Below are 18,782 nucleotides of genomic sequence, written 5' to 3' on the forward strand. Positions count from 1 at the left end.
TGGAACCACTCACCACTCTCTAAATCAACCACTCACCAAATAAAATTTGCATCTTAAATTCCCGCCGCCTACCTTTACATCACCAATATGAGCATCCGAAAAGAATTTTATTTCTCGCTGGGCCTCACCTCCATGAGCAATGCCTCGTCCTTCAGGGATGCAGTGCTGGCTACTGCCGTTTTTGCGCAGTATTAGATTTTAGTTGGAAAAGTTTTAGAAGTTGAAATTGTTATAAAAGTGAACCTGTAGTGGTTAACTTTTATAAACGTTTCTAACCTTTTTTAACTTCTCTCAACCTTTCCAACTCCCCCACAAACCTTTCCAACTTCTCAAACGTTTCTAAACAAACCAATTTACCATGCCTGTTTACCATACTTTGGGGGATATCCCGCATAAGCGGCATACCCAATTCCGTAAGCCCGATGGCAGTTTATATGCCGAAGAGCTGGTATCTACCGAGGGTTTCTCCAGCCTGTATTCGCTGGTGTACCATGCTTACCCGCCTACTATTGTGAAGGCGCTGGGCGAACCCTATTCGGTTGAGCCCAAAATAGCGCGCGAAAAACACTTGAAGCATACCAGCCTCATTGGCTTTAACATTGCCCCGGCAGATGATTACCTGCAAAGCCGTAAACCCGTACTGGTAAATGCCGACCTGCATATATCCCTGGCTGCTCCGCGCCAAAGCATGACGGACTACTTCTACAAAAACAGCCAGGCCGACGAGGTGGTCTTCATTCACGAAGGTAGCGGTACGCTTAAAACAGGCTTCGGTCAATTGAAGTTTGCCTATGGCGATTATTTGGTAATACCGCGCGGTACAATCTATCAAATGGAGTTCGATACACCCGACAATCGCTTGTTTATTGTAGAAAGCTTCAGCCCCATACGCACGCCCAAACGCTATCGTAACCAATACGGTCAATTGATGGAACATTCGCCCTATTGCGAGCGCGATATACGCAAACCGGCCAACCTGCAAACGTTTGACGAGAAAGGCGATTTTAAGATACTTATTAAAAAGCAGGGCCTTATTTACCCATACATCTACGGCACTCACCCATTCGATTTTGTGGGTTGGGACGGCTACCATTACCCATGGGCTTTCTCGATACACGATTTTGAACCAATAACCGGTCGCGTACACCAACCTCCACCGGTGCACCAAACCTTCGAGGGGAACAACTTTGTTATCTGCTCGTTCGTGCCCCGCAAGTTCGATTACCATCCGCTTGCTATCCCTGCGCCCTACAACCATAGCAATGTAGACAGCGACGAGGTGTTGTACTATGTAGATGGCGACTTTATGAGCCGCAAAAGCGTAGTAAAGGGGCAAATAACCCTGCACCCGGGCGGCATACCGCACGGCCCGGCACCAGGCTCGGTAGAAAAATCGATAGGGAAAGAATTTACCGACGAACTGGCCGTAATGATAGACCCCTTCCGCCCGCTGATGCTAACGGAAGATGCCCTAAAAATAGAAGACGAAAATTATTACAAGAGTTGGGTGGTATAAGTAAAAAGGCAAAAGTAAAAAGGCAAAACTTTTCACTCCCTCATTCGCTAAATCACTCATTCACAAATTAAACCATGAGCACACTAACATTAGATAAAAAAACAACCGCAACAGATTTCCTGCCTTTGAACGGCACCGATTATGTTGAATTTTATGTGGGCAACGCCAAGCAGGCGGCACATTATTATAAAACCGCCTTTGGTTTCCAGGACCTGGCCTACGCCGGCCCCGAAACGGGCGTGCGCGACCGCGCCTCGTATGTATTGCAGCAGGGCAAAATACGATTGGTGCTCACTACGCCACTACACTCAGACCATCCCATTGCCGATCACATTAAAAAACACGGCGACGGCGTAAAGGTGCTAGCCCTATGGGTGGATGATGCTTTTGATGCCTTTGAGCAAACCGTTGCCCGCGGTGCGGAACCATACCAGCAGCCACAGGTAATTACCGACGAACACGGCGAAGTGCGCACCAGCGGTATAAAGCTCTATGGCGAAACCGCGCACCTTTTTATAGAGCGCAAAAACTACCACGGTGCGTTTCTGCCCGGTTATCAAAGTATGCAAACCCATTATCAGCCTACCGAAACCGGATTGCTATATGTAGACCATTGCGTGGGCAACGTAGGGTGGCATAAAATGAACCATTGGGTGAATTTTTATGAAGACATTATGGGTTTCCGCAACATCTTAACGTTCGATGATAAGATGATATCTACCGAATACTCGGCCCTGATGAGCAAGGTAATGAGCAACGGGAATGGCTACGTAAAGTTCCCGATAAACGAGCCTGCCGAGGGTAAAAAGAAAAGCCAGATAGAAGAGTACCTGGAGTTTTACGAGGGCGAAGGCGTGCAGCACATGGCCCTGGCCACACATGATATCGTAAAAACCGTAAGCGACCTGCAAAGCCGTGGCGTAGAGTTTTTAACAGTACCCACCACTTATTACGACGACCTCACCGCCCGCGTTGGCCACATAGACGAAGACCTTGAGCCCCTGAAAAAGCTCGGTATATTGGTAGACCGCGACGACGAAGGCTACCTGCTGCAAATATTCACCAAACCGGTGGAGGACCGCCCCACCCTGTTCTTCGAGATCATCCAGCGCAAGGGCGCCAAATCATTCGGTGCGGGGAATTTTAAGGCGCTATTCGAAGCGATAGAGCGGGAACAGGAATTGAGGGGGAATTTGTAGTTAGATCTGAGTCCAAACATTTCTAAACGACTCATCAGAGACAATTTAACCGCAAAGTGCGCAAAGAAAAAACGCAAAGAGCGCGAAGTTTTTATTTCGCGCTCTTTTTATATAACTGATGTAGGCGAACATCCCGATATCTATTAATACCACAACTTTGCATAATTAAAACGGCCACAAACCAGGCTTTGCGCCTCTTTGCGAAAACTTTGCGCCCTTTGCGGTAAAAATTAACATCGCTATCTTTATACAACATTTCCTTAAACCCCATTATTATGAAAAGAATACTCCTCCTACCCCTGCTACTCATTGGCATGGCTTGCTTTGCTCAAAATAAACCGGCTTACGATGCTGCCCTTGCCCAAAAAGTTGGCGCCGACGAGTATGGTATGAAGAAATATGTAATGGCTTTCCTGAAAGAAGGGCCTACCAAAATTACCGACGCCAAGCAACGCCAAGAATTGCAAATGGCACACCTGCGCAATATTATGAAACTGGCCGACGAGGGTAAGCTGGTAGTAGCCGGTCCATTTATGGACGAGCAGCCCATACGTGGCATTTTCATATTTGCGGTAGAAAGCGTTGAAGAAGCACAGAAACTCACCGCTACCGACCCTGCTATTAAAGCCGGAACCTTGGTGATGGAACTCCATCCTTTTTATTGCAGCGCCGCGCTGGTACAGGTAAACGCTATCCACAAAACCCTCGAAAAGAAAAGCGTTGCCGACTAAGCATGGATGAAGTACAGCACATCATCAACCTACTAAAGGCGCGCGCTAACGCTAAGTACCTGGCAGGCATGCAGCGCTTTGGTATCGATGACCAATATGCCCTTGGCGTAAGAATACCCGAGGTGCGCAAAATTGCCAAAGCTTATAAAAAGAACCACCAATTGGCGTTGCAGCTTTGGGCCACCGGTATACACGAGGCACGCATTATGGCATCTATGGTGGATGACCCGGCACAAGTTACCGCACAACAAATTGACGAGTGGACAGCACAATTCTATTCATGGGACCTGTGCGACCAAGTTTGCGGCAACCTTTTCGACCGTACTCCCTTTGCCGTGGCCAAGGCTTTTGAATTTAGCGCCCGAGAAGAAGAATACGTAAAACGCACAGGCTTTGTGCTGATGGCAGAATATGCCATCCACCATAAAAAAGCGACTAATGAAGAGTTAATGCAATTCTTCCCCATCATGGAGCGCGAAGCCTGGGATGGGCGCAACTTTGTAAAAAAAGCCGTTAACTGGGCCTTGCGCCAAATAGGCAAACGCAACGCCTTTTTAAGAGCCGAAGCCATCGCAACCGCCCATCGCATTTTGCAGCAGGATAGTAAAGCCGCTAAATGGATAGCTAATGATGCGTTAAGGGAGTTGCTGAAGCGTGATAATTGAGGCGGCTAAAAACATCTTGTCATGCTGAGGCACGAAGCATCTAATCGCGAATTTGCATAGCGGTTATTGCATTGTGGCTAACAGATCCTTCGCTATCGCTCAGGATGACAAGAAAAATAAATTGTCATAGCAAGCATCCCTCATCAACCCTGAACTTTTTGCAACAGCCATTGTTGTATCAACAATCATGACCACCCCGAAAACCACCAAATTTCAGCCCATACCTTTTGTTATCAGCTTAGCCATAACACTTGCCATCGGCGTAGTGGCATCGCTATTTACCCGCCCCCAAATTAAGAGCTGGTATGTAACCCTCAACAAACCCGGCTTTACGCCACCCAACTGGGCCTTCCCGGTGGCTTGGACAACACTTTACATCCTGATAGCCACTGCAGCTTATTTGGTTTGGAAACGCCGCGATGGCTCGCCACAGTACCGTATAACAGTTATTACCTATGCCGCACAGCTGCTGCTTAATTTCGCCTGGTCTATCGTGTTCTTCGGTATGCATCAAATATCGGGCGGGCTGGTAAATATTGTATTACTACTGGTGCTCATCATCCTTAATATGGCATGGTTTGGCAGGTTTAGCAAAGCGGCAGCCTGGTTGCTGCTGCCTTATTTATTATGGGTGAGCTACGCTACGGCGCTTAACGCGTTTATTTATATGATGAACAAGTGAGCAAAAAAATACTATTTTTATTGCAGGCTTTAGGCCGCACACTATACAGATGAAAAAATTATTACTTACCTGCTGCCTGCTCCTTGTTGCATCGGGTTTTGCCTTTGCAGATGCCATTTCCATTAAGCACTTTGTGGTAAAAGAAAACCCCTTTGCTAAAGACGAGATAGCCATAGTAGCTGTAGATACCGGCAAAAACATACAGGAAGATGTGAACGGCACCTTCAGCTTCACTATAAACGGCTTTGTAGAATCGTTAAAGTTCGAGAAAGGCACCGCCTTCTATCGCCATAAACTGGAAAAATCGAGCTTCATTTACGCCCGCCACCAAAACGACGAGAGCACAACTTCAATGCTTTATTACGTATACAGGCACGATAGCAAACTCACCCCGGTAAAAATAAGTTGGATGCTATTAATAGCTATTCCTGCCGCGCTGATACTTATCGGCTACATGTTTAAGCGATTCATCATCATCGCATTGGTAATCTTCTGCATATTCCTATACTTCAATTACCACAACGGGCTAAGTATACCAACGTTCTTCCAAAGCGTGTTTGATGGATTGAAGGGGATATTTGCGGGGTGAGGTTAAGAAAAAGTTGAAAAAGTTCGAGAAGTTAAAAAGGTTAAAAGCGAACCCTGTAATGATGGCGATGCTTTCAGCCCGGGCTATGCGCTCATACGCCTGCAGGCATTACGCTCTGGGCCGGTATCCGCTTCTATCCCTATCGCAATTTTCTGAACCATGATGCGCTTGATTTCAGGATTCTCCGATGCAAAGCGTCAATCATGATCCAATATGGCAGGTTACAAACCATCGAATCAGATAATCCTTAAATCAAGCGAATCAAGGTTCCAATCTGTGAAATCCCAGCAAAAAAATCCTGCCTCAATCCATCAATCCCTTAATCCTGTAAAACAACCGCGCTAATCAGTTAATCGTGTTAGAAGGGTAGCCCTATACCAAAGTTCAGCTGCATAAAGTTGTAGCTGTCGCCTACATAATTGCCTTTGGCATCTACGCCGGTGCTATTGGCTTTAAGATATGCTTTCTTGAAGTCGCCCGATTTAAACAGCTCATCCGAGTGTTTGATGAGCACCCATTGGTCGGAACCACTGAATTGAGGGTCTTTAAATTTAAAGGCAGCATCGAGGCGGAAGATAAAGAAGCTCAAATCGAACCGCAGGCCGGTGCCTATACCAATAGCTGTAGAATTCCAAAGATTGCTGAACCGGAACTCGCCATTGGGGTTATCAGCAGTTTTGTTGAGGCGCCATACGTTGCCCATATCCATAAACAGGGCACCTTTTAGCTTGGAGCCAAAGAAGTTATCTACCAGTTTGTACCGGTACTCAATGTTTGCCAGCATTTTTATCTCGCCAAACTGGTCGAGGTATTTGAGCCGGGCGCGGGTAGTATCCGCCACGCCGCCTACGCCATAGCTGGCACGGTTAAATTGGCCCGGACCAAGCGTACGCGGTAGCCATGCCCTGATGTCGTTAGCGCCACCGGTATAAAAGTTCTTCTCAAATATCAGCTGGTTGCTATTGCCGTATGGTATACCAATACCCGGGTTAAAGCGGAACACAAACTGCTTTTCGCCGCCGAAGCTTTTGTACAGGCGATAATCAAAATCGGTTTTAATGTATTGCGAAAAGGCGTTGCCAAAAATAGTGCGCTGGCCAAGGGTATCGCGCGGGGTGTTAAAAGCCTTACTAAGCAAATTAAGTGTACCGCCACCCATATCAAGGCTTCCGCGGAAGTAGAAGAAATCTTCGTAGGTGTTCAGTTTGATACCATTGTACTGGAAAGTATACTGCGTACCCGAGGTAAAGGTTGTGCGGCCAATAAGGTACACATAAGAGTAACGGTTTTGCCTCAACAACTCGGCTTTTGCCACAGCATCAATACTACCGCTGGCAAACTCTACGCTGATAGGCGTAAAAGAGTGCTGCTTGGTGCGGGTGTCAAAAAAGTCGTAGGTAACAGCATTAACCCAACTGCGGCGCTGCACCAACCCTTTTTGGTAAAACAACGAGAAGTTGGTAGAAAAAGTAGTATGCGGAACTCCGAATTTAGCCAGGTTAGGAAAATCAAACGGCGATACAATGCGCGGGTATATCAGGCTCACCCCCGCTTTAAACTCCTGGTTTTGGATACCCTTGTTATCGCCGGCGTTGCGCCCGCTGTCAAACAAAATACTCCAGTTAAGTTTCACCTGCAGCGCAGCTGCCTGTTTAAACATATTGCGGTTGGTAAAGGTGTTGCCCAGGTTATAACCATAACGCCCGCCATTAAATAGAAACTCGGCCTCCACCCTATCGCTCATACGTTTCAGGGGCACAATATCCAGCCGAGTATCCAGCCGGTTGGTACTATCGGGCAGTTTGGTATAAACGGGGCTGGGCACCGTGCGGAAAACATTTAGTTCCGACAAACGCGTTGTGGTTAGCGTTTGCATATCAATATCGTAAGTGCGCCCCTTCTTCTGAAAAATATAGTCGGTTATAGTGCGTGGTTTAAATTTACCCGAGTAATCAACATACCGAAATTGTGAATCAACCTGAATGGTATCGGGGTTTCCGGTTTTGCGGCCATTACTTTGCGATACGGTTATCAGCGTGTTATTGATGCTGTACACCTGGTGAGCAGGCTTATCGGCAGGGTTATCAATAGTCATCACCAAATCAACAATGCTTTGGTTGTAGCTCGAGTCGGGCTCGTAGTTGATATACTGGCGGTAAAAATCAAAGTAACCGTTGCGCTTCATCACCTGGAAAAACTGGTCGCGGTCGTAAGCCAAACTATCGGTATCAAACCTGCTGCCGGGGTTTACGTGCGAATACGCGGCCTTGGTGCGGCGGTAAAGGTCCTTCACCTTTGGGTCGGCAATACTGTCTTTATAATTACGGATATGGAACATTGGCCCCTCGGTAGCGGTAAAAACCAACTCCGCCTTTTGTTTTTTTACAACAATAGAGTCGGCAACTTTTGCTTTGAGATAGCCTTTATTGTGCAGGTATTTCTCCAGCTGCAGGCGCGAAAACTCTACCAGGCTACTATCCAAAATGCGCGGCGCCTCGCCTATGTTGCGTTTGCCTTTTTTACTGAAGGTATAATAAAATTGCAGGTTGAGCCAATTGTTAGGTTGCTGCTCTTTGTCAACATAATTAACGGCAGCTTCGGCAAATTCGCCATCAACGCCCTTTATGGTAAGCTTGCGTACAATAGCCTGATTGGGCTTAATTCCGCGGGTAACACTACAGCCCGAAATAATACCCACCAAAATACTTAATATTGCAATACGGTAATGGCCGGGTGTTAAATATGCTTTCAAAATCTCAGATCAGTTTACTAACGTCTTTACAACATAAAAAGTTTCGCCGGGAGAATGGACTGTTTTTGGTGGAAGGCCATAAGTCTATCACCGAATTTGCAAATTCTCCCTACCGCATTCATACCATTTACCATACGCCGGGTAATGCCCCAAAATTGCTCAATTTATCCCGAAAAATAAACTTTCAGGAGATATCGTTGAACGAATTGCAAAAAGTAAGTGCGCTAAAGAACCCGGCGGATGCCCTTGCCACGGTTTATTTACCCGAGGATACAGGCCTTAGTAACAAGCAACTGCAAAATAAGTTTACACTGGTTTTAGATGGCGTTCAGGATCCCGGTAATATGGGCACCATCATACGCACGGCCGATTGGTTCGGCATTACTACCATAATTTGCAGCGAAGACACCGTTGATGCCTACAACCCCAAAGTAGTACAGGCCACCATGGGGTCGTTAGCCCGAATGAGCATACACTACACCGATTTAAAGGCATTTTTACAAAGCACCAACCTACCCGTTTTTGGTGCGCTGCTAAATGGCGAGAGCATCTACAGAACAAATTTCGGCAACGAAGGCTTAGTGGTAATGGGCAACGAAGGCAACGGCATCCGCCCCGAAATTGAACCGCTGGTAAGCCACCGCGTAACCATTCCGCGCATTGGCGGCGCCGAATCGTTGAACGTAGCGATAGCTACTGCCATATTTTGCTCGGAAGTGGCTGGCCGAAGCCTTAAATAACTTAGCGGGCAACGGTGTCTGCAGTGGCCGGCAGCGGTGGCACTTTTGTTTTTCTCAATTTTTCATATTTATTGGCCAACAATTTCATACATTCTTTTCGCGCGCTTACAACGCAATCCCTAAATGCCTTTTCATCCCCTTTAGCTACCCCATTGGGGAACTGTGCTATTACTTTAAGTGCCAGGCAATCTACATACTCCGCTTTTACTGTATCCTTCAGCAGCTTCACTTCCGGGTAGCTGTAAAAGGTAAGCTTCAGTTGATTCACTATCTCGGGCTCCCACTTGTTAACACTGTTTCGAAAATCCTTTGCACAAGCTGCGCCCATTTTCATTACAGCTATTTTTACACTATCGGGCATATCGCCGTTAAAATCCCTTAAACCATTTGGGAACAGTACCTTCATATTACTAAGGCAGCACGCAGCGTATCGGTCCCTGGCTGCTGCATCAGCACCAAGCGCAGCCGACTGCTCGTAGAAAATATCATACATCTGCTGCTCGGTATTAGGGTTCCACCGCTCTTGCTCACGCTGCCTGTTTTTTTGCTTTTGGCATTTATTGCACGTAGAAATAATGCAGATCAGCGTTATTGCCCCAAAAATAAGTTGTCGGTATAAGGGTTGCATTGATGATGAAGTTTAGATACTATAGCATAAATGTAATGTTTTTAGCAGAAACTAAAGTGATGAGCCACTTTAATCACCCCATTACAAGCGCCCTACACTCAAACTTATCAACACTCTATAAAAAAGCATCAATAAAAATTGATTGGCAAATAATAATTACTATTTTTGCAGTCCTAAAAAAGGTCGGATGGCCGAGTGGCTAGGCAGAGGTCTGCAAAACCTCGTACAGCGGTTCGAATCCGCTTCCGACCTCAGGGTTAAAAAATTATTAAATAAAAAGATCATGGGCGTTACTCGTTTAAAAAGAAAAGACAGAAGGAATAAAACTTTCTCTCGCTTAGAAGTTCAGTTTTTGAAACTGGCTACCAACATTGAGTTGGGCAGCCGCTCTGCTGAGAAAAAAGACAGCCAGATAGCAAAAAACAATGCAGTTTTAGCTATCGCTGCAGGCAAATAATTCCTGCTTTCGCAAAAAGCCTTAAAGGTGTATCGAAGTTCGGTACACCTTTTTTGTTGAGGGATATTTGATAAAAGAGTTTATGAGTTCAGCAACCCCTTGTAGATATCCACGTTCTCATCATCGAAACAAATAAAAACCACCTCTTCTATTTCAGCACGCCCTTCCAGAAAATCACTTACCGTTTCTACAGCAATTTCGGCAGCCCGTTGTTTGGGAAAACGGTACACGCCCGTGCTGATGTTAGGAAAAGCGACGGTTTTAATATTGTTAGCTAATGCCAGCTTCAGGCTATTGCTATAACAATTGGCCAACTGCTCTTCTTCCTTAGCCACATTCTTCCCGCCATTGTAAATTGGACCAACGGTATGAATAACATACTTGGCCGGCAAGTTACCGCCCGAAGTGATAACCGCATTGCCGGTTCTGCATCCACCCTGACGATTCACTATCGCCTTGCATTCTTCCAGTATCTGCGGGCCGCCTGCGCGGTGTATAGCGCCATCAACACGCCACCACCCATCAGGCGGCTGTTGGCAGCATTTACAATAGCATCCACCTGTAGTTTGGTGATATCGCCTTGCTGGAGTTTTATGCGAATATTCATACGGGATTACTTTTTCTGCGCAGCAAAAAACAAAGCTTTCAGTTCGGTAGCATCATCGGGCTTCATTTTACCACCCAAGATAAGCCTTAACTGGCGGCGGCGAAGGGCACCATCAAAAAGTGCTATCTCATCCTCGGTTTCCGGCTGCAATTGGGGCACGTTAACCTTGTTACCATCCTTATCAAGCGCTACAAACGTGTAGAAGGCCTCGTTACTTTTATTGCGGATACCCAACGGTACGTTCTCGGCATACACATCCATACGTACCTCTACCGATGTAGTAAAGGCACGTGTTACGCGGGCCTCAATAGTGATCACATCACCCAATTTAATTGGCTGGTGAAAAGACACATTATCTACCGATGCCGTAACCACTACGCTGTTGCAGTGCTTTTGGGCCGATATAGCGGCAGCAATATCCATCCAGTGCAGCAGGCGCCCGCCCATTAAGTTGTTCAGGGTATTTGTATCGTTGGGTAAAACCAACTCATTCATAATGGTGTACGATTCTTTGGGCGCTTTAATTTTCATAGGGGCAAAGATAAGTTTTTCAGTTGGCAGTTGGCGGTAGGGACGTTGTGGCTATTTTACCGCAAAGAACGCAGAGAAAAAACGCAAAGAGCGCAAAGATTCTAAAGTTGGTTTGAGGTAGGCATGAATGGATATATACACATAAGTTTAACCCTCTGCGGTTCTTTGCGCTAACCATCTCGCAAGTCCTCTGCGGACTTTGCGGTTAATTAACCACCGTCGTTAATTAACCAACAGTACTATGGCCTCACCGTACGCAATAAACTATAGCCTACCAGTTCTTCCCAACGGGCACCGGCGGGGCGGGCGTATACCAGTAGCTGGTACTCGTTCTCGGTTTCGAAGTAATTGCCTTCCAGCGCGAAGTAGTCGGGTTGTTTGGTGGCGTTGTTCACCCATACGTACATATAGTCGTACACGCCTTGTTTCAGCAGCAGATCGGTATAAAAGCGGCCGCGACTATCGAACTGCATGCGGCTGGCTTCGTTTATCTTAAAATCGTTAAACTGGCCTATGATGTAAGGTGTGCCTTCCGTCTCGGGTTTATTGGTACCCACGTTGAAATAAACATGCGCGTAATCGGCATCCGTGCGCGAATCGCGGCCGTCCTGGTTTATTACGTAGTACTTACCATCGTTATCATACAGTAATGTATAATTGGGCAGGTTGCGGCTTGGGTCGCCCAGCAGCATTACGGTATTTGCGGTATCGCGATAGATGCGACCAACACGCTCTGAGTTCAATTTTAGCGTACGTGTATCAAAGTGCCTGAACTCATTCCCGCCGGCAAATTCGTTAATGTTAACATCGTTATAAACCAGTTGCGTACCGCGGATATAGGTGGGTAAGGTGTTCATCTTCCCGGTTTCGGGGCGGGTGTTCTGCATCACCAATACACGGATATCGCGGTTAGGGTTTTGCACGTTGATGCCGGCGTAATCTACCGTAAAATTCAGCTTTTGATTGGTGCGGCGGGTGGTTACATTATTTGGCGGCACAATGGTACCGCCGGCTGCCACGCGGCTATTGAGCACATACAGGCGGCGGGTAAGTATCATTTTCTTTTGGTCGCCATCTTCATAAATTTTCAATACATAGTTGCCCGCTATTTTGAGCGCGATATTTTGGTTGGGCAGCGTAAGCTCGTAATGGGTATACTTTTGATACGTGCCCGATGAATAGGTGTAATTGAAAAGCCTGTCGTCCATAAAGGTTTGCAGGTACTCGGCAGGCGACAGGCGCGAGGAGTTCCAATTGGCATCGCAATGCTCAAGGGTGTAATAAAAATTACGGCTGCCGCCGCTCAGGTCGTCGAAACCCAGAGTTACCTTATCGTCGCTATTGAGGCTGATCACCGGGAACGCAGCGGCCTGTTTATCTACCTTATAAAACTCCACACTTTTTATTTCGTGGCGGAAAACATCGTTGCCATAGGGGGATTGGGCGAAGCACAGAACACTCTGCAGAAGCAAGATCAGCAAAGTCGGGAATTTTAAAAAGCTGGGGCCTATGCGATCCCCCTCTTGAGAGGGGTGGAGGGGTGTGTTTATCGCCCTATACTTTGCGTTAGTTGCATAGTGGCTAACACACCCCTGCAGCCGCACCTGCCATCGCGCCCCCTCTCGAGAGGGGAACCACGCAAAACTATTTGATATTCTTGAGAGTATATGAAGGAAATACAGGTAAAGCGCTTTTTTCATTATCACAATAATAGCAGAAAAACGCGCATGGCAGGAATTTATTTCGATGTACTATCCAACCACGAGATTGCCACAGCCCGCCACCTCACAGTCCACCGCAAGGGCTTCGCAATGACAAAGTGGGGCAAAATAAAAAAGCCGCCTCGTTATGAGGCGGCAGCACGCTTTTCAAAAGCTCCCCCTTTAGGGGGCCGGGGGGCTTACTCCAATTCCATTATCTGTTCGGCAAGTGCTTCCCAGCGTTGTTGTTGAGCACCAAGTTCCATTTTCTTCAGCTGATAGTTATTGTTTACCTGCTTCATTTTATCGGCCTGGTTAAATATGGTATTGTCGGCCAGCTGGGTCTCCAGATCTTTTACATCCTTCTCAATAGCAGCAATGCTCTCTTCCAGTTTAGCAAGGTCCTGGTTCAGCTTTTTCAGTTGCTGATGCTTGTTGTCGCCTTGCTGTTTAGCAGGGGCAGCTTCTTTTTTCTCTTCCTTTTTAGGCTGAGGCGCTGGCGCTGCGGCTTTTGGCTCCAGTTTGCGTTTGGCGTTCCACTCGTCGTACTCGGCGTAGGTGCCGGGGTACTGTTTTATCTTTTGGTCCTCAATGAACCAAATCTTGTTGGCCACATTATCCAGGAAGTACCTGTCGTGCGATACTACTATCACTGTACCTTCGTACTGCTGCAAAGCCTGTATCAGGATGTTCACCGATGCCATGTCCAAGTGGTTGGTAGGCTCATCCAGTACCAAAAAGTTGGCATCGGCAGTAAGCGCTTTAGCCAGCGCCACGCGCGATTTCTCGCCACCCGATAATACCTTTATCTTCTTGAACACATCATCGCCTGTGAACAGGAACGAACCCAGTATCGACCGCAGTTCGGTATCGGTATGCTTCGGCGCAAAAGCCTGCAACTCCTGCAATATTTGATTTTCGAGGTGCAACGACTCCAGCTGGTGCTGCGCGAAGAAGGTTTGTGTAACGTTATGCCCGGTTTGCGATGTTCCCTTAAATTCGGTATCGGCACCGGCAACAATGCGTAACAGGGTTGATTTACCTTTACCATTTGCACCTATCAAAGCAATTTTATCGCCTTTTTCGATGATGGCCTCGGCATCGTCCAGAATATCTATGGTAGGATACTTTTTGGTGATGTGCTCCATGGTAACTACATGCCTGCCACTCTGCTTGCTGAACTTGAAGCTGAAGTTTACTTCCGGGTTATCATCATCCACGTCATCTATACGCTCCATTTTATCGAGCATCTTAATGCGCGACTGTGCCATTTTTGCCTTAGATGCCTTGGCGCGGAAACGCTCGATAAGGCGCTCCTCCTGCTTTATTTTCGATTGCTGATTTTTAAACTCACCGCGTTGTATCTCGGCACGCAATTCTTTCTCTTCTAAATAGAAGCTGTAGTTACCTGCGTAAACGGTTAGTTTCCCCTTGCGGCTTTCTACAGTGCGGTTGATTACCTTATCTAAAAACCACCTATCGTGCGATACAATAATGATAGCACCATTAAAAGCCTTCAGATAATCTTCCAGCCATTGTATCGAAGGTAAGTCAAGGTGGTTGGTAGGCTCATCCAGCAGCAGGATATCCGGAGCTTGTAAAAGTATTTTGGCGAGCATTACACGCATACGCCAGCCCCCGCTAAAAGTGCTAAGCTTGCGCTGGCACTCGGCATCATTAAAACCCAAACCCGCTAAAATTTCGCGCGCTTTGTATTCAATGTTATAGCCGTCCAGCAGTTCAAACTCGTGCTGCTTGTCGCTCAGTTTGTTTAAAAGGTCTTCGCTGTAATCGGTTTCCAGCTTTTTCAGCAGGGTCTCTATTTCATCGTGCAGTTGGTTTTGGCGCTCAAACGCTTCCATAGCCACGTGTACGATATTTTTATCAGATGAGTAAGAGAGCAGATCCTGGTTAAGGTAACCCATGGTAAGGTCCTTAGCCATTGATACCGTGCCCGAGGTAGGTGAGTAATCACCTACAATAATCTTTAGCAAGGTAGTTTTGCCAGTACCGTTAGCACCTATCAGGCCAATTTTTTCACCGGGTTTTATATGCCAGTTAGCCTCATCATACAGTGCACGCGCACCTATCTCGAACGTAAGATTATTTATAGCGATCATTTGGCCGCAAAGATACGCTTTTGAGGGGAAAGCGGAAAGTCTGAAGCCAAAAGCCGAAAGCCCAAAAGCTGACTTGATGCCTTACTTTAGACTTTAAGCTTTAGACTTTTACCTTTCTGCTTTTAGCTTTTAGCTCTTAACACAACTCAACCACGCCTCGCCCATCAGCCGCGAACCGGCTACGCTGGGGTGTACGCCATCGAGCGTCCAGTAATTGGCAGAACCGGTTTCGAGGGCTTTATCAAATACTTTCTGCAGCGGTATCAGTGGGGCATCAAATTTCTCCGCCAAATCTTTAGCCGCTTTTTGGAACAATGTGAAAGTAGGGTACCATTTATCGTCAACAAAGCGGGTACCTTTTAAAGCGAAAGGCTCGCCTATGATGAATTTTACGCCGGGCAGTGCCTGTCGGGTACGTTCCAGCAGGGCGGTATAATCGGTAATGTAGGTATCTATAGTACCTTTGTAGCCGCTGGTCAGGCTGTGCCAAAAATCATTCACGCCAATGTGAATGCTCAGTACGTTTGGTTTTATGGCCAGGCAATCGGCTTCCCAGCGTTCGGCCAGTTGATAAACTTTATTGCCGCTGATGCCTCGGTTGTATATCTTAAAATTCTTCTGCGGATGTTTTAACAGCAGTTCGCTTGCCGCATAGGTAGTGTAACCCGTGCCTAACATATCGGTTGTGTTGGGTTCGGTAGCTTTATGGTTGCGGCCCCAGTCGGTTATCGAATCGCCCTGGAACAGTATCACATCATTATCATTCAGCTGCACCTTTTTGCCCGATGCATTACCTGTAGCGGCTTCAACTATTTGCGGGATGGTAAGGCTGGCAACGGTGCCGATGGCTGCGCTTTTAAGGAAACTGCGGCGCGAGTTGGTGAAAATATTCTTCATAGATGTATTTACCCGATAGCTTGGGTGCCAACTAAAGTACAATATTCTGTTTGATGTTCGGCCTTAAAAGTTAAAACGGTAACTTCGCGGCATGTATCAACTGCTTAAACCCCTGCTGTTCAAGTTCGACCCGGAGAACGTTCACTATTTTGTTACCCGTAATTTAAAACGCTTTAATAAAATGCCCGGCGGTACCGCCATCAGCAAGGCCGTTTGGGTGAGCGATGATAAAAGGCTGGAACGCGAAGTATTCGGGCTGAAATTTAAGAACCCGGTGGGGCTCGCCGCTGGTTTTGACAAAAACGCCGAAATGATAGCCGAAATGGGTAACCTGGGCTTTGGTTTTATAGAAGTTGGTACCGTTACCCCCCTGCCCCAGCCCGGTAACGACAAGCCCCGCATGTTTCGCCTGCCGGTAGATGAAGCCCTCATCAACCGTATGGGCTTTAACAATTTAGGTGTAGACGTTGCGGCCGAACGCATTGCCGCGTACCGCAAAAGTTTGAAGGCGGGCCAAACCGCGCTGATCATCGGCGGCAACATTGGCAAAAACAAGGTAACCGCCAACGAGGATGCCGTGAGCGATTACATCAAATGCTTCGACAGGCTTTTTGATGTGGTTGATTATTTTGTGGTGAACGTAAGCTCGCCCAACACACCCGGCCTGCGTGCCCTGCAGGAAAAAGAGCCGTTGATGAACATCCTGAACACGCTACAGCAACGCAATAGCAAAAACGGCATCAGCCGCCCCATCCTTCTTAAAATAGCGCCGGATCTTACCAACGAACAATTGGACGATATAGCCGACATTGTAAAACAAACCGGCATTGCAGGTATTATAGCCACCAACACCACCATCAGCCGCGAGGGGCTAACATCCAAATTTAAAGAAGAGACCGGCGGATTAAGTGGCCGCCCGCTAACCAAACGTTCAACGGAAGTTATCAGCTATCTTCACAAAGCATCAGGTGGCTCATTCCCAATTATCGGCGTGGGTGGTATACATTCGGCAGAGGATGCCGTAGAGAAATTAAATGCCGGCGCTGTATTAGTACAACTGTATACCGGCTTTATTTACGAAGGCCCGGGATTGATCAGGAGGATATGTAAGAGGTTACTCTCGTAATAAACGATAAAGATTTGACAACTTTTTGAAAGTTGTCAAATCTAAACAAGATCTTCTACGCCCTCTTATTGCTCTGCATCTCCCCGTGCAATATATCCAACACCGTTGGCGATACATTACCGAAGAACGATATGCCCGCTGCGCCACGGCTCAGGGCGTTTTGAATACCGGTGCGTATCTCGGCATCATTCTTAAAATCCGACAGGTATAGCCCTGCATAAAGCGGGAATTTTCCTGCCAAAAAATGTACGCCTTCGGCAACGGCATCGCCTATCCAGCTTACGCCTTCTTTATAAAAACCGTGATATATCATGGGGCAAACGGCATCCAGATTCCAATTGGTCCAATCCTGCCTTACATTGCGGCGGGCAACCTCAGGTGTCGGGAAAACGGCTGCGGTTATCTGTTTCTTCTTTTTATGCGCAATAGCGGCAACGCTGTTCACCACGCGGGTAATGTTGTTATACCTAAACAAACGCCACGACAGGCATGCATCCGGGTATTGCAGTTTATCTACATCAATGCCGTAAGCCTCTTTAAATTTAGCCTTACAGGTATCGCAATAACAAAAATCATATTCGGGTAATTCGCGGGTTTCGTCGAGTTTGTAAAAGTCCCAAAGGTTTACGGGAAGTATAACATCGCAATAGCGCACATAATCCAGGTGGATGCCATCAACATAGTCGGAGGCCAAAATATCGGTTACGGTTTTCTCCAGGTATTCCTGCACTTCGGGGCGCGATGGGCACAACCAGCGGTAATATTTCACGTAAGGAGGGTTATCCACGCACGATTGGCCTTTGCGGCTCACACTATACCATTCGGGGTGCTCGGTTAAAAGTTCGGCGCGGTTAAAGGTCCATATCCATCGGTGAGCCTCTAATCCCTGCGCCTTTGCCGCGCGAAAATGGCGCTCGCTATCTGCCTCGAAGAAGATACCCGTAATACCCGAAGCCTTGTAAGCGGTGAAGCGGTTAACCAACTCTTCGTCGGTATCTTTCATGTTGGGGTTGGTCCACACCCAGTTTTTAGGGCCTTTCTTTTTCTTTTTGGCAACTTCGGCGTTGACGGCTACTGGTATTTGTGTTGCGGCAGCGGCGAACAAGCCGGCTTTTAAAAACTCCCGTTTATTCATGTTGATATTTTTGAGATTTAACCAAACCTGCCGTTTTAGGTGAACAGCATCAGGCATCTAAATATACTGCATGTTTTAATTATTTTCAAAACAAGTGGAGGCTTTTGAAAAAAAATTAAAAAGCGGGGTGTGGTGGTTATTTAACCGCAAAGGCCACAAAGATTACGCAATGGGACGCAAAGATTTTTGTTGGGATTTCACCGATGAAGGTTTGATTTCACCGATTTGTTTTTTTGTAGAGACGCAATACTTTGCGTTTCGCCCCTGCAAAGCCCCGAAAGGCTATTTCTCTGCCAGTTCCAGTATCCTGTCAAATTCTTCGCGTTTGAGGCTCATTACCGATAGGCGGCCCTGGCGTACCAGGCCAATATCCTTAAGGGGTTCGTCGGCTTTTATTTCTTCTAAAGTTACGGGGCGTTTCAGGCTTTCAACGGGTTCAAGGTCAACCACTACCCAGTTGGCATCATTCGTTGTTGGGTCTTGGTAGGCTTCTTTTACTACGCGTGCTATGCCTACAATTTCTTTACCCTCATTACTGTGGTACCACATCACCAGGTCGCCGGTGGCCATGGCACGCAGGTTATTACGCGCCTGGTAATTGCGCACGCCATCCCAAAAGGTGCGTCCCTCCTGGTTAAACTTTTCCCAGCTATATTTAAACGGTTCCGATTTTACGAGCCAATGATTCATGAGTGATGATGTATAAG

The 18,782-nt window shown here is 47.0% G+C and carries 19 protein-coding genes and 1 tRNA gene; 10 read left to right on the forward strand and 10 right to left on the reverse strand.

Translation table 11 applies throughout. The features are described 5' to 3' along the window. Positions 1-358: 358 nt before the first annotated feature. The 6 genes from BC343_RS11200 to BC343_RS11230 all read left to right on the forward strand — a co-directional run bounded on the left by BC343_RS11200 (position 359) and on the right by BC343_RS11230 (position 5,382). A complete protein-coding gene (locus BC343_RS11200; RefSeq protein ID WP_078347875.1) occupies positions 359-1,516 on the forward strand; it encodes a homogentisate 1,2-dioxygenase in 1,158 nt (385 codons plus the stop codon). 74 nt (positions 1,517-1,590) lie between these two features. After that, a complete protein-coding gene (gene hppD, locus BC343_RS11205; protein ID WP_078347876.1) occupies positions 1,591-2,715 on the forward strand; it encodes a 4-hydroxyphenylpyruvate dioxygenase in 1,125 nt (374 codons plus the stop codon). Positions 2,716-2,990: 275 nt separating this feature from the next. Next, complete coding sequence (locus BC343_RS11215) at positions 2,991-3,446, forward strand: YciI family protein (protein WP_143822151.1); 456 nt, start codon at positions 2,991-2,993, stop codon at positions 3,444-3,446. A gap of 2 nt (positions 3,447-3,448) precedes the next feature. Then, positions 3,449-4,111, forward strand: coding sequence for a DNA alkylation repair protein (locus tag BC343_RS11220; protein ID WP_078347879.1), 663 nt, complete (start codon positions 3,449-3,451; stop codon positions 4,109-4,111). A gap of 187 nt (positions 4,112-4,298) precedes the next feature. Continuing rightward, entirely contained in the window at positions 4,299-4,793 is a 495-nt protein-coding gene (locus BC343_RS11225) for a TspO/MBR family protein (RefSeq protein ID WP_078347880.1), read from the forward strand. 49 nt (positions 4,794-4,842) lie between these two features. Beyond that, positions 4,843-5,382 carry a hypothetical protein gene (locus tag BC343_RS11230; protein ID WP_078347881.1) on the forward strand — a complete coding sequence of 180 codons (540 nt, stop codon included), beginning with the start codon at positions 4,843-4,845 and terminating at the stop codon, positions 5,380-5,382. A gap of 358 nt (positions 5,383-5,740) precedes the next feature. On the opposite strand, the gene tamL is transcribed toward BC343_RS11230, so the two are convergent. Then, on the reverse strand, positions 5,741-8,134 hold the full coding sequence (gene tamL, locus BC343_RS11235) for a translocation and assembly module lipoprotein TamL (RefSeq protein ID WP_078347882.1): 2,394 nt from the start codon (positions 8,132-8,134) through the stop codon (positions 5,741-5,743). On the opposite strand from tamL, the gene BC343_RS11240 reads away from it, so the two are divergent. Further along, the gene (locus BC343_RS11240; protein ID WP_078347883.1) at positions 8,125-8,874 is read left to right on the forward strand and encodes a TrmH family RNA methyltransferase; all 750 of its coding nucleotides are present in this window, start codon (positions 8,125-8,127) and stop codon (positions 8,872-8,874) included. The genes tamL and BC343_RS11240 overlap by 10 nt on opposite strands. 1 nt (position 8,875) lies before the next feature. On the opposite strand, the gene BC343_RS11245 is transcribed toward BC343_RS11240, so the two are convergent. Beyond that, positions 8,876-9,367 carry a hypothetical protein gene (locus BC343_RS11245; protein WP_143822152.1) on the reverse strand — a complete coding sequence of 164 codons (492 nt, stop codon included), beginning with the start codon at positions 9,365-9,367 and terminating at the stop codon, positions 8,876-8,878. A gap of 316 nt (positions 9,368-9,683) precedes the next feature. On the opposite strand from BC343_RS11245, the gene BC343_RS11255 reads away from it, so the two are divergent. Then, a tRNA-Cys gene (locus BC343_RS11255) sits at positions 9,684-9,754 on the forward strand. A gap of 31 nt (positions 9,755-9,785) precedes the next feature. Next, positions 9,786-9,959: a spore protein gene (locus BC343_RS11260; protein WP_078347886.1), complete on the forward strand. Its 174-nt coding sequence runs from the start codon at positions 9,786-9,788 to the stop codon at positions 9,957-9,959. 80 nt (positions 9,960-10,039) lie between these two features. On the opposite strand, the gene BC343_RS11265 is transcribed toward BC343_RS11260, so the two are convergent. From BC343_RS11265 to BC343_RS11285, 6 genes are all read right to left on the reverse strand, one after another. After that, positions 10,040-10,408 (reverse strand): macro domain-containing protein, encoded by a 369-nt coding sequence (locus tag BC343_RS11265; protein WP_238381759.1) that lies wholly within the window; start codon positions 10,406-10,408, stop codon positions 10,040-10,042. Beyond that, on the reverse strand, positions 10,408-10,566 hold the full coding sequence (locus BC343_RS31570; RefSeq protein WP_238381760.1) for a hypothetical protein: 159 nt from the start codon (positions 10,564-10,566) through the stop codon (positions 10,408-10,410). Before BC343_RS31570 ends, BC343_RS11265 begins: the two co-directional genes overlap by 1 nt. Before the next feature lie 6 nt (positions 10,567-10,572). After that, complete coding sequence (locus BC343_RS11270; protein ID WP_078347887.1) at positions 10,573-11,097, reverse strand: acyl-CoA thioesterase; 525 nt, start codon at positions 11,095-11,097, stop codon at positions 10,573-10,575. Positions 11,098-11,336: 239 nt separating this feature from the next. Continuing rightward, complete coding sequence (locus tag BC343_RS11275; protein ID WP_238381761.1) at positions 11,337-12,578, reverse strand: type IX secretion system plug protein; 1,242 nt, start codon at positions 12,576-12,578, stop codon at positions 11,337-11,339. A gap of 419 nt (positions 12,579-12,997) precedes the next feature. Then, a complete protein-coding gene (locus tag BC343_RS11280) occupies positions 12,998-14,917 on the reverse strand; it encodes an ABC-F family ATP-binding cassette domain-containing protein (RefSeq protein ID WP_078347889.1) in 1,920 nt (639 codons plus the stop codon). Between the two features lie 129 nt (positions 14,918-15,046). Next, positions 15,047-15,814 carry an SGNH/GDSL hydrolase family protein gene (locus BC343_RS11285; RefSeq protein WP_078347890.1) on the reverse strand — a complete coding sequence of 256 codons (768 nt, stop codon included), beginning with the start codon at positions 15,812-15,814 and terminating at the stop codon, positions 15,047-15,049. Positions 15,815-15,905: 91 nt separating this feature from the next. On the opposite strand from BC343_RS11285, the gene BC343_RS11290 reads away from it, so the two are divergent. Further along, entirely contained in the window at positions 15,906-16,940 is a 1,035-nt protein-coding gene (locus tag BC343_RS11290) for a quinone-dependent dihydroorotate dehydrogenase (RefSeq protein WP_078347891.1), read from the forward strand. Positions 16,941-16,995: 55 nt separating this feature from the next. Here BC343_RS11290 and BC343_RS11295 read toward each other — a convergent pair whose 3' ends face one another. After that, complete coding sequence (locus BC343_RS11295) at positions 16,996-18,075, reverse strand: family 10 glycosylhydrolase (RefSeq protein ID WP_078347954.1); 1,080 nt, start codon at positions 18,073-18,075, stop codon at positions 16,996-16,998. A gap of 282 nt (positions 18,076-18,357) precedes the next feature. Next, a complete protein-coding gene (locus BC343_RS11300) occupies positions 18,358-18,765 on the reverse strand; it encodes an EVE domain-containing protein (protein ID WP_078347892.1) in 408 nt (135 codons plus the stop codon). Between the last annotated feature and the right edge of the window lie 17 nt (positions 18,766-18,782).

Origin of the sequence: Mucilaginibacter pedocola (assembly GCF_002013915.1) — a bacterium.
In the GTDB taxonomy this organism is placed as follows: Bacteria; Bacteroidota; Bacteroidia; order Sphingobacteriales; family Sphingobacteriaceae; genus Mucilaginibacter; species Mucilaginibacter pedocola.

Excerpts from the sequence above, each read along its gene's own strand:
- BC343_RS11200 (WP_078347875.1), top strand. The coding sequence starts at position 359 with ATGCCTGTTTACCATACTTTGGGGGATATCCCGCATAAGCGGCATACC.
- hppD (WP_078347876.1), top strand. The coding sequence starts at position 1,591 with ATGAGCACACTAACATTAGATAAAAAAACAACCGCAACAGATTTCCTG.
- BC343_RS11215 (WP_143822151.1), top strand. The coding sequence starts at position 2,991 with ATGAAAAGAATACTCCTCCTACCCCTGCTACTCATTGGCATGGCTTGC.
- BC343_RS11220 (WP_078347879.1), top strand. The coding sequence starts at position 3,449 with ATGGATGAAGTACAGCACATCATCAACCTACTAAAGGCGCGCGCTAAC.
- BC343_RS11225 (WP_078347880.1), top strand. The coding sequence starts at position 4,299 with ATGACCACCCCGAAAACCACCAAATTTCAGCCCATACCTTTTGTTATC.
- BC343_RS11230 (WP_078347881.1), top strand. The coding sequence starts at position 4,843 with ATGAAAAAATTATTACTTACCTGCTGCCTGCTCCTTGTTGCATCGGGT.
- BC343_RS11240 (WP_078347883.1), top strand. The coding sequence starts at position 8,125 with ATGCTTTCAAAATCTCAGATCAGTTTACTAACGTCTTTACAACATAAA.
- BC343_RS11245 (WP_143822152.1), bottom strand. The coding sequence starts at position 9,367 with ATGTATGATATTTTCTACGAGCAGTCGGCTGCGCTTGGTGCTGATGCA.
- BC343_RS11260 (WP_078347886.1), top strand. The coding sequence starts at position 9,786 with ATGGGCGTTACTCGTTTAAAAAGAAAAGACAGAAGGAATAAAACTTTC.
- BC343_RS31570 (WP_238381760.1), bottom strand. The coding sequence starts at position 10,566 with ATGAATATTCGCATAAAACTCCAGCAAGGCGATATCACCAAACTACAG.
- BC343_RS11270 (WP_078347887.1), bottom strand. The coding sequence starts at position 11,097 with ATGAAAATTAAAGCGCCCAAAGAATCGTACACCATTATGAATGAGTTG.
- BC343_RS11280 (WP_078347889.1), bottom strand. The coding sequence starts at position 14,917 with ATGATCGCTATAAATAATCTTACGTTCGAGATAGGTGCGCGTGCACTG.
- BC343_RS11285 (WP_078347890.1), bottom strand. The coding sequence starts at position 15,814 with ATGAAGAATATTTTCACCAACTCGCGCCGCAGTTTCCTTAAAAGCGCA.
- BC343_RS11290 (WP_078347891.1), top strand. The coding sequence starts at position 15,906 with ATGTATCAACTGCTTAAACCCCTGCTGTTCAAGTTCGACCCGGAGAAC.
- BC343_RS11295 (WP_078347954.1), bottom strand. The coding sequence starts at position 18,075 with ATGAATAAACGGGAGTTTTTAAAAGCCGGCTTGTTCGCCGCTGCCGCA.
- BC343_RS11300 (WP_078347892.1), bottom strand. The coding sequence starts at position 18,765 with ATGAATCATTGGCTCGTAAAATCGGAACCGTTTAAATATAGCTGGGAA.